The sequence below is a fragment of the Roseixanthobacter liquoris genome, assembly GCF_043195135.2.
Lineage (GTDB): Bacteria > Pseudomonadota > Alphaproteobacteria > Rhizobiales > Xanthobacteraceae > NCEH01.
The window spans coordinates 441,477-454,546 of the sequence record NZ_CM195537.1; the positions used below are offsets into that span (position 1 = coordinate 441,477).

Here is a 13,070-nt window from a genome sequence, read left to right on the forward strand (position 1 = left end):
GGCGACCGCCACTCCGTGATAGGGCGAGCGCAATTCAGATCCGGAGTTGCCCCATGCCCGCCGACGTGCGCCCCGTCACCCGTGCCCTGATCTCGGTGTCCGACAAAGCGGGCCTGATCCCCTTCGCCACCGCGCTGGTCAAGACAGGCGTTCAGCTGGTCTCCACCGGCGGCACCGCCAAGGCCCTGGCGGAAGCCGGCCTTGCCGTGGTGGATGTGGCCGAGCTCACCGGCTATCCGGAAATGATGGACGGCCGGGTGAAGACGCTGCATCCCCGCGTCCATGGCGGCATCCTGGCGATCCGCACCGATCCCGGCCACCAGGCCTCCATGGCCGAGCACGGCATTCCGCCGATCGACCTGGTGGTGGTCAATCTCTACCCCTTCGAAGCCACGGTCGCCCGCGGCGCGGACTTCGACGAAACCATTGAGAACATTGACATCGGTGGCCCCGCTTTGATCCGCGGCGCGGCCAAGAACCACAATGACGTGGCGGTGGTGGTGGATGTTGCCGACTATTCCGCCGTGCTGGCGGAAATCGAGCTGCATGGCGGCACCACCCTCGCCCTGCGCCGCAAGCTGGCGCAGACCGCCTATGCCCGCACCGCCGCCTATGACGCGGCCATTTCCAACTGGTTCGCGGTCGAGGTGAAAGCCGAGGCGCCCACCTATCGCGCGGTCGGCGGCAAGCTGATCGAGGCCCTGCGCTATGGCGAGAATCCGCACCAGACGGCGGCCTTCTACGCCACGTCCGAGCAACGGCCCGGGGTCGCCACCGCCCGGCAGGTGCAGGGTAAGCAATTGTCGTTCAACAATATTAACGACACGGACGCGGCCTTCGAATGCGTCGCGGAATTCCACCCGGCCCGCACCGCCGCGGTGGTGATCGTCAAGCATGCCAATCCCTGCGGGGTCGCGGAGGGCAGCTCGCTGGCGCAGGCCTATGCCAAGGCGCTGGCGTGCGATCCGGTCTCGGCGTTCGGCGGCATCATCGCCGTCAACCGGACCCTGGATGCCGAGGCGGCGCGGGCGATGGTGGAGATCTTCACCGAGGTGATCGTCGCCCCCGACGCCACCGACGACGCGATTAACCTCATAGCCGCAAAGAAGAATCTGCGCCTGCTGCTGACCGGCGGCCTGCCCGATCCGCGCAGCCCCGGCCTCAATGTCCGCACCGTCGCGGGGGGGCTGCTGGTGCAGAGCCGGGACAATGCCTCCATCGACGATCTGGACCTCAAGGTGGTCACCCGCCGCGAGCCCACAGAGGCCGAACTGACCGACATGCGGTTCGCCTTCCGGGTTGCTAAGCATGTGAAATCAAACACGATTATCTATGCCAAGGACCTCGCGACGGTGGGCATCGGGGCGGGCCAGATGAGCCGGGTGGATTCCGCCCGCATCGCCGCCCGCAAGGCCCAGGACGCCGCCGAGGCGGCCGGGCTGACGGTGCCGCTCACCAAGGGCTCCGTGGTCGCCTCCGATGCCTTTTTCCCCTTTGCGGACGGGCTGTTAGCAGCAGTCGAAGCGGGCGCCACGGCGGTCATTCAGCCCGGCGGATCCATGCGCGATGCCGAAGTGATCGCCGCCGCCGACGCCGCGGGCCTTGCCATGGTGTTCACCGGCGTCCGCCACTTCAAGCACTGACGAACCGCGCGGAGAAACCCACCTCCGCGCCACCACGGCGGGATTCGGCCCGATATCCGCGCATTTCGGCGGATGTCCGGCTCCGGCCCTCCGGACCCGCGGCGCGCCGGCGACCCTTGCGGTGAATCAAAGCGATTCGTCGGCGTTTCGCCGATGATCGCCGCATCATGAATGCAGATCTGCTCGCACGCGCCGGCCGCCCGGTGCCTCGCTATACCTCCTACCCCACGGCCCCCCATTTCGGCGCGGAGGTCGATGCCGCGACCTATGCCGCATGGCTGGCGGCGGTGCCGGCGGAGGCGACGGCGTCGCTCTACCTGCATGTGCCGTTCTGCGCGGAGCTGTGCTTTTACTGCGGCTGCCACACCACGGTCGCGCGGGGCGTCACGCCGCTGGTGGCCTATGCCGAACGGCTGGCGGAGGAGATCGAGCTGGTGACCGCGCGCCTGCCCGGCCGACTGGAGGTGGGGCACCTGCACTGGGGTGGCGGGACACCGACCATGCTGGGCAATCCCGATTTCCGGCGCATCATGGCGCTGCTGCGCGCGCGGTTCGCGGTTCGTCCCGATGCCGAGGTCGCGATCGAGATCGACCCCCGCGTCATGGACCAGGCGAAGGTGGACACCCTGGCGGCCGCCGGCATCAACCGGGCGAGCCTGGGCGTCCAGGATTTCGACCCCAAGGTCCAGGAAGCGATCGGTCGCCGGCAAAGTTTTTCCGAGACCGCCGCCGTCGCCGACGCCCTGCGCACGGCCGGCATCGGCGCCATCAATCTCGACCTGATCTATGGCCTGCCGCACCAGACCGCCACCTCCGTCACCCGCACCCTCAAAGACGCGCTGGCCCTTGAGCCGAGCCGGGTCGCGGTGTTCGGCTATGCCCATGTGCCCTGGATGAAAAAGCACCAGGCGCTGATCCCGGAAGCGGCCTTGCCCGGACCCGCGGCCCGGCTCGAACAGGCGGAAACAATCGCCCGGCTGTTAAACGAAGCCGGCTATGTATCCATCGGACTGGATCATTTCGCCCGCCCCGACGATGCCATGGCCCGTCGCGCCGAGGCCGGGACACTGAAGCGCAATTTCCAGGGCTACACCACCGACGACGCCCCCGTGCTGCTGGGCTTCGGCCCGTCCGCCATCGGCGCCCTGCCCCAGGGCTATGTGCAGAACCTGCCCGCGACCCCGGGCTGGCACCAGATGGTCGCCCGGGGTGAATTGCCCATCGCGCGCGGGCGGGCCCTGACCGCAGACGACCGGCTGCGGCGGGCGGTGATCGAACGGCTGATGTGCGATCTGAGCGTCGATCTCGACGCCGTATGCGCTGCGCACGGCACCGATGCCGGCGTGTTCGCCCGGGAGCTGGAGGCCCTCGCGCCGCTGATCGCCGAAGGACTCGCGGTGCGGGACGGGACGTCGGTGCGCGTGCCGGAAACGGCGCGGGCCTTCACCCGCACCGTGTGCGCCGTGTTCGACGCCTATCTCGCCCCCCTGGCGGACGCGGCCCCGGCGCCGCGCCGGCACGCAGCGGCGGTGTGAGCGCGAGGCAGATCGACATCAATGGAACGGGACCACTTGAAAGAAGGCCGGGACGCCCTCCCGGCGTCTTTCGCTGCGGCGTCTTTCGGTTTCGTCATGGCCGGGCGTGTCCCGGCCATCCAGGCCGGGTCGACCGCGCGAGCGCTGAAAAAGCTGGCGCCAATGGCAACAGGTGGATGCACGGGTCGCGCCCGTGCATGACGCTGCGCTGCTGTTATCGCGCCGGACCTTGACGCTCGATCGGCTCGAGGGCGGCGGCGAAAGGGAATGAACGGTAGTAAACCCGGCGGCGAACGTGCCGCGCCCTTGCCCGCGCGGCGGGCTTTATCGAGGGGCGCGCCCCTCGACGCCTCAGCTGTCGAGGCGACGCAGCGCGTTGCGGTCGCGCAGCACGATGCAGCGGGAGGACGGCAAGGCGATCGCGGCCGAGCCTTCGAGCTGGGTCAGGGTGCGCGAGACGGTCTCGATGGTGAGGCCGAGATAATCGGCGATATCCTGGCGCGACATGGGCAGATGCACTTCGCTGACATCGGCCGGGCTGGAGCGGCGGGCGAGGTCCAGCAGGAAGGTCGCGACCCGCTCCTGCGCCGTCTTGCGGCCGAGCAGCAGCAAATGGTCCTGCGCCCGGTGCAGTTCGGTGAAGGTGAGGTTCCAGATGGCGCGGGCGAGCACGCTGTCGTCGGTGGCCCGGCTGAACAGCAGGGAGCGCTTCACGCGCGCCAGCCGGCATTCGCTGACCGCCTCGGCGGAAAACCGGGTGCGCTCGGCGGTTTCCCAGCCGAAGGCGTCGCCCTTCAGGCAGAAGGTCTCGATCTGGCGGCGCCCGTCGCCGAGCAGCTTGCAGATGCGCACCACCCCGGAGAGCACCACGAACACATGGTCGGCGGGCTCATCCTCGCCGAAGATCTCGGCATTGCGGGCAAAGCTGACGACGGTTCCCATGCGCGCCACGGCGGCGGCGGGGTTAAGCACGTCTTCTTCCTCCCGGATGGCGGCGGGCAGCGGGGCGGGAAAGGCGCGGTTCGCGACGATAGCGGCGGCGGTGGCGGGCATCGAACAGGCCTCCAAAGGGTCGCTAAAGGCTTAGGTCTTTGCTCTCGATCAATAAATTCGGATCGAACCCTTAAGTAGGGCTCCCTAAGGGATTTCCCGGAGGCGCGGAGTAGGCCAAAGTGCATGTAAGCGGCGAAGGTAGCCGGCAGGCGCACGGCGCCACCGCGGCTGCAATGGGGTACGGACAGGCGGGATGACCAGCCAGAACGAGAGCGAAACCGTCGCCGCCCCGGCCGCGCCGGCGCCTCCGGCCGCCGGCGGCCAGATGGCGAGCTTCACCGGCGAGGCGCTCACCAGCCTGTTCGCCGGCACCTCCGCGGCGATGGTCGCCGTGGTGGCCGGCGACCTCCTGGGCTGGCCGGCCTTCGGCACGGCGGCGCTGCTTCTGTGCGGCATCGCCGTGGTGCTGGTCAGCGGGCGCGGCCTTGCCGCCAGCCTTCCGGCGATCGCGGTCGCCCTCGGCGCGCAATCCGCCCTGGCCGGGACCGGAGGGGTGGGCGCCTCCGCCGCCCTCGGCACGGCGCTGCTGTTTCTCGCCTTCGGGCTTTCCGCCAGCGTGCTCGGCGAGCGGCTGCGCCGCACCAAGCTCGACGCCGCCGCGCGCGACCGGGCGCTGCTGGCGCGCGAGGCGCACCTCTCCTCGATCCTCGACACCGTGCCCGATGCCATGATCGTGATCGACGCCCGCGGCAACATGCAATCCTTCTCCAGCGCGGCCGAGCGCCTGTTCGGCTACACCGCCTCGGACGCCATCGGCCGCAACGTTTCGATCCTCATGCCCAATCCCCACAAGGCGGCGCACGATTCCTACCTGGACCGCTACCTCACCACCGGGGAGCGGCGCATCATCGGCATCGGCCGCGTGGTGGCGGGGCTGCGCAAGAACGGCTCCACCTTCCCCATGGAATTGTCGGTGGGCGAGATGCGGTCCGGCTCCGGGCGCTTCTTCACCGGCTTCATCCGCGATCTCACCGAGCGCCAGGCGACCGAAGCCCGGCTCCAGGAATTGCAGGCGGAGCTGGTCCACATCTCGCGCCTCACCGCCATGGGGGAGATGGCCTCCAGCCTCGCCCACGAGCTGAACCAACCCCTTTCGGCCATCGCCAACTACATCAAGGGCTGCCGCCGCCTGTTGGACCAGGACGGCTCGCCCCATGTGCCGCAATTGCTGGGCGCGCTCGACAAGGCGGCGGAACAGGCGCTGCGCGCCGGCGACATCATCCGCCGGCTGCGGGATTTCGTGGCGCGCGGAGAAAGCGAGCGGCGGGTGGAGAGCCTCTCCAAGCTGGTGGAGGAGACCAGCGCCCTCGCCCTCGTGGGCGCCAAGGAATATGGCATCGAGGTGCGCTTCAAGTTCGATCCCGCCTGCGATCTCGTGCTGGCGGACAAGGTGCAGGTGCAGCAGGTCTTGCTCAACCTGATCCGCAACAGCATGGAAGCGATGATGGAAGCGCCGCGCCGCTTCCTCGTGGTGCAGACCAGCCCGGAGGAGGACGACATGGTCGCCGTTTCCGTGTCCGATACCGGCCACGGCATCTCCAAGGAGATCGCCGACCAATTGTTCATGCCCTTCATCACCACCAAGCAACATGGCATGGGTGTGGGGCTTTCCATTTCCCGCACCATCATCGAATCCCACGGCGGCCGCATCTGGGCCGAAGCCAATCCGGAGGGCGGGACCATTTTCCGTTTCACGCTGCGCGCCGTGCAAGAGGAGGCCCTGGGCAATGCCTGAGACCTTTCCCCAGGATACCTTGCCGATCCATGTCATCGACGATGACGATGCGGTCCGCGATTCCCTGTGCTTCCTGCTGGAGAGCGCCGGCCTGAAGGTGCAGGCGCACACGTCCGCCGGCGCCTTCATCGACGGCGGCGTGCCCGCCACCGCCGGCTGCATCATCACCGACGTGCGCATGCCCGGCCTCAGCGGGGTCGAGCTGCTGCAATATCTCAACACCCGCGGCTCGAAGATTCCGGTCATCGTCGTCACCGGCCACGGCGACGTGCCGCTGGCGGTGGAGGCGATGAAGCTCGGCGCCGCCGAATTCCTGGAAAAGCCGTTCGACGACGACGCCCTGCTCGCCTCGGTGCGCACCTGCCTCACCCAGGCCGCGCTGCATCACCACCAAGATACCGTGCGCAGCGATGTGGAAGTGCGCATCGCCGCCCTCTCCCAGCGCGAACGCCAGGTGCTGGAACTGCTGCTGGTGGGCCACGCCAACAAGGTGATCGCCCATGACCTCGGCATCAGCCCGCGCACGGTGGAAGTCTATCGCGCCAATGTGATGACCAAGATGAAGGCCGCCAGCCTCTCCGAGCTGGTGCGCATGGCGCTGCTCGCCGGGGTCGGCGGCGCGGGGAGCTGAACCGGCGCCAGAAGCCGCGCGGGGCCCTTGATCTATCTCAAGGCCGGTATGTCGCCATACCGAAATACTCCATCCTGCCGGCAGCGCGAGGTACGGCCGATCGCGTCGGCAGGCGATATCTCACGACACACGCAGGGCGTTCACGAAAGAGGCACATGGCGGTGTTGATGGCCGGCGAAAACCAGAACATGCGGGTCGTTTCCGGCAATGTGGTTCTGCTGGTGGATGACGATCCGGCGATCCGAAGCTCGCTGAAGTTCGCTTTGGAGCTGGAAGGCTTCGACGTGCGCACCTTCGCCGCGCCGGAGGAGATTCTGGCCGCCGACCTGCCGCTGCGCGGGTGCATCGTCGTGGATTATTACCTGCCCGGCCAGAATGGACTGGAATTGCTGGGCAAGCTGAAGGCCCGCCACGTCTCGCTTCCCGCCATCCTCATCACCACCAATCCGCCCGACAACGTGCGCCGCCGGGCCTCTTCCGCCGGTGTCGCCATCATCGAAAAACCGTTGCTGAGCAATGCCTTGAGCGATGCGGTGCGGGACAGCCTCGCGCGCAGCGCCTGACGCCCCGGCGCCTCCCGCGCGCCACCTGGAATCGCAAGCTCCAAAACCTGCACGCGCCGTCTCCCGGCCGTCGCGGGAATGCGTCATGATCGACACGAAGCTCCATCGCTCTGTCCGAGTTCCTGCCAAAGGTCCCGCCCATGACGATGCGCAATCTCGACGCCCTGTTCACGCCCTCCGCCATTGCCTTGGTGGGCGCCAGCAGCCGCGCCGGCTCGATCGGCACGGTGATCGCCCGCAATCTGTTCGAGGCCGGCTTTAACGGGCCGATCCTCACGGTGAAGGCGGGCGAGCGGGCGATCCGCTCCTCGCTGAATTATCCCACCATCGAGGCGCTGCCGATCCCGGTGGACCTCGCCGTGATCGTCGCGCCGCCCGGCAAGGTGCCGCAGGCGGTGGCCGATCTCGGCGCCAAGGGCTGCCGCGCCGCCATCATCGTCACCGCCGGCTATGATGTCGCGGACGGCGTCTATGATCCGGCGCTGCGCCAGCAGGTGCTGGACGCGGCAAAGCCCCATCTGCTGCGCATCATCGGGCCGAACAGCCTCGGCTTCATCTCCACCGGGCCGCGCATCAACGCCAGCTTCGCGCACCTGATGCCGGCGCGGGGCCATATCGCCTTCGTCAGCCAGTCCGGTGCCATGGCGACCGCGGTGCTGGACTGGGCCCATGCGCGCGGGCTCGGCTTTTCCCACGTGATCTCGCTCGGCGAGAAGGCGGACGTGGATTTCGGCGACCTGCTGGATTATCTGGCGCTCGACAATGCCACCCGCGCCATCCTGCTCTATGTGGAATGCCTCACCGACGCCCGCAAATTCATGTCGGCGGGGCGCATCGCGGCGCGCTCCAAGCCGGTGATCGTCATCAAGGCCGGGCGCAGCGCGGCCGGGGCCCAGGCCGCGCTCTCCCACACCGGCGCGCTCGCCGGCTCGGACATGGTGTATGACGCCGCCTTCCGCCGCGCCGGCATGCTGCGGGTGCACGAACTGCGGGAATTGTTCGAGGCGGTCTCCACCCTCTCCTCCGGCATCCGCCTCCGGGGCGAGCGGGTGGGCGTGCTCACCAACAGCGCAGGCGCCGGCATCATCGCCACCGACACGCTGGAGGACATGCCCGGCGAACTGGGCGCGCTCGACCCCAAGACCCTGGCCAAGCTCGACGCCGCGCTGCCGCGCGCCTGGTCCCATGCCAATCCGGTGAACATCGGCGCCGATGCCGACGGCAAGCGCTATGCCGACGCGCTCGCGATCCTGATGGAGAACGAGGGCACCGACGCGACCCTGGTGCTCAACAGCCCGAACGCGGTGGCCGACAGCGGCCAGGCGGCGGAGGCGGTGATCGCCGCCCTCGCCCTGCGTCCCCGCGCGCCGGTGCTGACCTGCTGGATGGGCGAGAGCGCGGTCGCCGATGCCCGCCGCAGCTTCACCGCGCACCGCGTGCCCACCTACGAAACCCCGGACGAGGCGGTGCGCGCGTTTGCCCATCTGGTCTCCTACCAGCGCAACCAGACCCTGCTCATGGAAACCCCGCCGGCCCGCACGTTCGACGAGCCGGACCGCACCAAGGCGCAGGATGTGATCCAGAAGGCGATCGCCGAGGGCCGCTCCACCTTGAGCGAGTTCGAGGCCAAGGCGGTGCTCGCGGCTTACGACATTCCCATCGTCGAGACCCGCATCGCGCGCGATCCCGCCGAGGCCGGGCGCATCGCCGCCGAAATGGGCGGCGTCCTGGTGCTGAAGATCCTGTCGCACGACGTGCTGCACAAGACCGACGTGGGCGGCGTCCGCCTCGACCTGCACGGGCCGAAGGCGGTGGAAGAGGCGGCGCGCGACATGCTGGAGCGGCTGGAAGCGCACATGCCCGGCGCGCGGGTGGAAGGCTTCACGGTCCAGCCCATGATCCGCCGGCCCAATGCGCAGGAGCTGATCGCCGGCATCGCCAATGATCCCACCTTCGGCCCCGTGGTGCTGTTCGGCCAGGGCGGCTTGGCGGTGGAGGTGATCGCCGACCGCGCCGTCGCCCTGCCGCCGCTGAACGCCGTGCTGGCGCAGGAGATGATCAGCCGCACGCGGATTTCCAAGCTGCTCGCCGGCTATCGCGACCATCCGCCGGTGGATCTCGAAGCGGTGGCCGCGACGCTGGTGAAGATCTCCGACCTGCTGGGCGACCTGCCGCAGATCGCGGAACTGGATATCAACCCCCTGCTGGCGGATGAGCACGGGGTGATCGCGCTCGACGCCCGCATCGTCGTGCATCCCACCCAGGGCGTGGGCACCGAGCGTTTCGCCATCAAGCCCTTCCCCACCGGCCTCGTGAGCGAGATCACCCTGTCCGACGGGCTGGTGCTGGATCTGCGGCCGATCCGGCCCGAGGACGAGCCGGGCATCGTCGACATCGTGCGCCGCTCCGACCCGCGCGACGTGCGCATGCGGTTTCTCGGCTCGCTGAAGGATTTCCCGCACCTGCTCGCGGCGCGCCTGTCGCAGATCGACTACGACCGGGAAATGGCCCTGGTGGCGGTCGACAAGGAGGGCGGCTTTCGCGGCGTGGTGCGCATCATCGCCGACCCCGACAACGAGACCGCCGAATACGCCATCATGGTGCGCTCGGACATGAAGGGCAAAGGCCTCGGCTACCGGCTCATGAACGAGATCATCGCCTATGGCCGCCAGCGCGGCCTGAAAATGATCTATGGCGACGTGCTGCGGGAAAACCAGCCCATGATGCACATGGCGCAGGATCTCGGCTTCGTCGCCAAGACCGGCGAGGATTATACCGTGATGCGGGTGGAACTGGACCTGAAGGGATCCTGAAGGGATCGGGCAGCGCCCGGGTCTTCGCCCGCGCGCACTTTGCCCCGGCGGGACCTGCCGGACCGGCTCAGATCGCCATGGCGGTCAGCACGGCCGCGCCGACGGCCATGGCCAGCACGATCAGGCTCCACATGGTCCAGGTGGGATGCAGGCGCGATCCCGCGCGGGGGTCTTCCGCGCTGAGGAACGGCGTCAGCGGATCCCCCGCATCCGGCCCTACGGCGGTGAACACGGGCGGATAGGGACGGGTGGTGGTGGGCGTGACGCCGGCCGCCTCGTCATCCGTGCCGAGCGGCGCGGCGGCCGGGCCGAACGAGGCATCGGTGGTGAAGGAGCGCAGCGCCCGTTCCTCGCTCGGCGTCAGGGCGGGCCTGGCCCGCGCTGGCGATGCGTGCGGCGCTGTGGCACCCGAATCCTCGCGGCGATCCCCCGCCCGGTCGCGCATCCTGTCGTGCGGCGGCTCGTTTCGTCTTGAACGGGGATCATCGTGAAATCTGGGCGGGTGCATGTCGCGTCTCCTTTCGTCAGGAGCAACACCGTGCGCACCAGCCTGTTCCGTAATTCCCTACAGGGTCAGGCGAACCATTGCGGCTGGCGATCCAGCGCAATCAGAGCCTCGGCCGGAACGCGCGGCCGCACCACCGCATGTTCGCCGCCGCGCACCAGGACTTCGGGGACCAGCGGGCGGGTATTATAGGTGCCCGCCTGCACCGCCCCATAGGCGCCGGCGGTCATCACGGCCAGCAGGTCGCCCGCCTTCAGCTCCGGCAGGGTGCGGTTGAGGGCGAGATAATCCCCGGTCTCGCACACCGGCCCCACAACGTCCGCCACCAGGGTGGGCGCACCGGCCGCCGGCTGCACCACGGGCAGGATATCGTGATGGGCGTCATAGAGCGTCGGGCGGATGAGATCGTTCATGGCCGCGTCGACGATCACGAAGGTCTTGCCCTCGCCGTGCTTCACATAGAGCACGCGGGTGACGAGGATGCCCGCATTGGCCACGATCATGCGGCCCATCTCGAAGATCAGCGGCAGATTAAGGCCGCCCAGCGCGCGGTTCACCGCCGCCGCATAGGCATCCGGCGCGGGCGGCACGGGATCCGACGCCGCATAGGGCACGCCGAGCCCGCCGCCGAGATCGAGATGGCGCAGCGTGTGGCCGGCGGCCATCAGGTCGCGCGCCAGTTCCGCCAGCAGCAGGATGGCATTCTCGAACGGCGCCATGTCGGTGATCTGGCTGCCGATATGCATGTCCACGCCGGCGATGCGAATGCCCGGCAGGCGCGCGGCTTCCGCATAGACCGCACGGGCGGTGGAGATGGGAATGCCGAACTTGTTCTCCGACTTGCCGGTGGAAATCTTGGCGTGGGTTTTCGCGTCCACGTCGGGATTGACGCGCAGCGACACCGGGGCGATCTCGCCGCGCGCGGTGGCGACCTGCGACAGCTGCTCCAGCTCCGGCTCGCTTTCCACATTGAAGCACTTGATGCCGGCGTCGAGCGCGTCGGCCATTTCCTGGCGGGTCTTGCCGACGCCGGAAAACACGATGCGCTCCGCCGGCACGCCGGCGGCGAGCGCGCGCTTCAATTCCCCGCCGGAGACGATGTCCGCCCCCGCCCCGAGACGGGCGAGCGTTGAAATCACCGCCTGGTTGGAATTGGCCTTCAGCGCATAGCACAGCAGCATGTCGCGGCCGGCGAAGGCCTGCGTGAACACGCGATAGTGCCGCTCCAGCGTCGCGGTGGAATAGCAATAGAAGGGCGTGCCCACGCCGTGCGCGAGCGCGGTGAGGTCGACATCCTCCGCATGGAGGCGGCCGTCGCGATAATCGAAATGATGCATGGCGGCTCCGGGCGCGTCAGAGCAGCCCGTCCAGGATAAAGGGACGTTTGGCGATATTGGGGGTCTGCGTCACCGGACGGGAGACCGAATCGCCGGGGGTGTTCGGCGCGACATAGGCATTGCCGGAGGCCGCGCGCGCATCGGCGCTGCCGGGCTGGGCGGAATTGGTGGACATGATGTCGTCGGTCGTGATCAGGCCGGCCGTGTTGTCGGCGCTGCCCTGGGGCGCGACCGGCGCGGCCGGGCCGGTGGCGGCCGGCGCGGGCGCCGCAGGGGAACCGGCGGTCGCGGCGGCGGCCTTCTGGCCGGGCGGGGTGGGCGGCTTGGTGCCGGGGGGCTCCAGCGGGCCCTTCACGCCGCAGCCGGCGAGCGCCAAGGCAAACAGGAACGCCAGGGAGACAGGCAAGCGATGCGACACGGCGAGGCCATCCAAGAAAATTCGACGCCACTATAACGAGCGACGCGCCAAAGGCGAGCCCCGCGCACGGCGGCGCTTCTCTCTACCGCACCGCAGCGCCCCTGTCGCGCCCGAGTGCGGCGCCGGCGACACAGTGCGGCCGGGCCGGGTCGCTCAGCGCCGGAGCACGAAACCTTCCGGCGGGTGGCGGTGCTCCCAATGGCGGGTTTCCAGCTCCGGCACGGCGCTTTCCGCGCGCGGAAAGCCGAGGCAGAAATAGCCGATGAAGCGCCAGTGCGCCGGCACGTCCATGAGTTCGCCCATGCGGTCGGGCGGCAGGATCGACACCCAGCCGAGGCCGATGCCCTCCGCCCGCGCCGCGAGCCACAGGGTCTGCACCGCCATCACCGCCGAATAATCCAGCGTTTCCGGCATGGTGAGCCGGCCGAGCCCATGCCCCTGGGCGGTCTCGCGATCGGCGAACAAAGCGAAATGCACCGGCGCGTCGTCGAGCCCGGCCAGCTTGAGGCGGGCATAGGCGGCGCTCTTGTCCGCCGACTGGCTGGCGAGCGCATGGGCGTTGCAGGCCTCGAAGCAGGCGCGCACCGCCGCCCGGCGGGCGGGATCGTCCACCAGCACGAAGCGCCAGGGCTCGCTCAGGCCCACGGAGGGCGAGAGGCAAGCCATTTGCAGCAGCCGCGCCATGGTGCCGTCGGGCAGCGGATCGGTGCGGAAGTGCCGCACGTCCCGCCGCCAGGCCAGCAGATCATGCAGCCGCGCGCGGAACGCGGCGTCGAAATGGGGCGCGGGATGCGCACCGCCGTTTGTCCCCTCGTGCGCGACCATGGGTGCCTCCCT

General features: G+C 69.0%; 11 protein-coding genes. 6 read left to right on the forward strand and 5 right to left on the reverse strand.

Annotated elements, in window-relative coordinates:
• Nucleotides 1-53: 53 nt before the first annotated feature.
• Together purH and hemN are read left to right on the forward strand one after the other, a co-directional pair.
• On the forward strand, nt 54-1,643 hold the full coding sequence (purH, locus tag V5F84_RS01940; RefSeq protein ID WP_394043167.1) for a bifunctional phosphoribosylaminoimidazolecarboxamide formyltransferase/IMP cyclohydrolase: 1,590 nt from the start codon (nt 54-56) through the stop codon (nt 1,641-1,643).
• A 167-nt stretch (nt 1,644-1,810) separates the two neighbouring features.
• Nucleotides 1,811-3,178: an oxygen-independent coproporphyrinogen III oxidase gene (hemN, locus tag V5F84_RS01945; RefSeq protein WP_394043168.1), complete on the forward strand. Its 1,368-nt coding sequence runs from the start codon at nt 1,811-1,813 to the stop codon at nt 3,176-3,178.
• Nucleotides 3,179-3,529: 351 nt separating this feature from the next.
• Here hemN and V5F84_RS01950 read toward each other — a convergent pair whose 3' ends face one another.
• Nucleotides 3,530-4,231, reverse strand: a complete 702-nt coding sequence (locus V5F84_RS01950; protein ID WP_394043169.1) for a helix-turn-helix domain-containing protein — start codon at nt 4,229-4,231, stop codon at nt 3,530-3,532.
• Between the two features lie 193 nt (nt 4,232-4,424).
• On the opposite strand from V5F84_RS01950, the gene V5F84_RS01955 reads away from it, so the two are divergent.
• The 4 genes from V5F84_RS01955 (at nt 4,425) to V5F84_RS01970 (ending at nt 9,973) form a co-directional block, all read left to right on the forward strand.
• Entirely contained in the window at nt 4,425-5,966 is a 1,542-nt protein-coding gene (locus tag V5F84_RS01955) for a sensor histidine kinase (protein ID WP_394043170.1), read from the forward strand.
• Nucleotides 5,959-6,597 (forward strand): response regulator FixJ, encoded by a 639-nt coding sequence (gene fixJ / locus V5F84_RS01960; protein WP_394043171.1) that lies wholly within the window; start codon nt 5,959-5,961, stop codon nt 6,595-6,597. Before V5F84_RS01955 ends, fixJ begins: the two co-directional genes overlap by 8 nt.
• A gap of 155 nt (nt 6,598-6,752) precedes the next feature.
• Nucleotides 6,753-7,160 carry a response regulator transcription factor gene (locus V5F84_RS01965; protein ID WP_394043172.1) on the forward strand — a complete coding sequence of 136 codons (408 nt, stop codon included), beginning with the start codon at nt 6,753-6,755 and terminating at the stop codon, nt 7,158-7,160.
• A gap of 140 nt (nt 7,161-7,300) precedes the next feature.
• Nucleotides 7,301-9,973, forward strand: a complete 2,673-nt coding sequence (locus tag V5F84_RS01970) for a bifunctional acetate--CoA ligase family protein/GNAT family N-acetyltransferase (RefSeq protein WP_394043173.1) — start codon at nt 7,301-7,303, stop codon at nt 9,971-9,973.
• Between the two features lie 67 nt (nt 9,974-10,040).
• Here the strand turns inward: V5F84_RS01970 and V5F84_RS01975 are convergent, their stop codons facing one another.
• The 4 genes from V5F84_RS01975 to bluB form a co-directional block, all read right to left on the reverse strand.
• Nucleotides 10,041-10,481, reverse strand: coding sequence for a hypothetical protein (locus V5F84_RS01975; RefSeq protein WP_394043174.1), 441 nt, complete (start codon nt 10,479-10,481; stop codon nt 10,041-10,043).
• 65 nt (nt 10,482-10,546) lie between these two features.
• The gene (lysA, locus tag V5F84_RS01980) at nt 10,547-11,815 is read right to left on the reverse strand and encodes a diaminopimelate decarboxylase (RefSeq protein WP_394043175.1); all 1,269 of its coding nucleotides are present in this window, start codon (nt 11,813-11,815) and stop codon (nt 10,547-10,549) included.
• A 16-nt stretch (nt 11,816-11,831) separates the two neighbouring features.
• Nucleotides 11,832-12,233, reverse strand: coding sequence for an LPS translocon maturation chaperone LptM (lptM, locus tag V5F84_RS01985; protein ID WP_394043176.1), 402 nt, complete (start codon nt 12,231-12,233; stop codon nt 11,832-11,834).
• Between the two features lie 153 nt (nt 12,234-12,386).
• Nucleotides 12,387-13,058: a 5,6-dimethylbenzimidazole synthase gene (gene bluB / locus V5F84_RS01990; RefSeq protein WP_394043177.1), complete on the reverse strand. Its 672-nt coding sequence runs from the start codon at nt 13,056-13,058 to the stop codon at nt 12,387-12,389.
• Between the last annotated feature and the right edge of the window lie 12 nt (nt 13,059-13,070).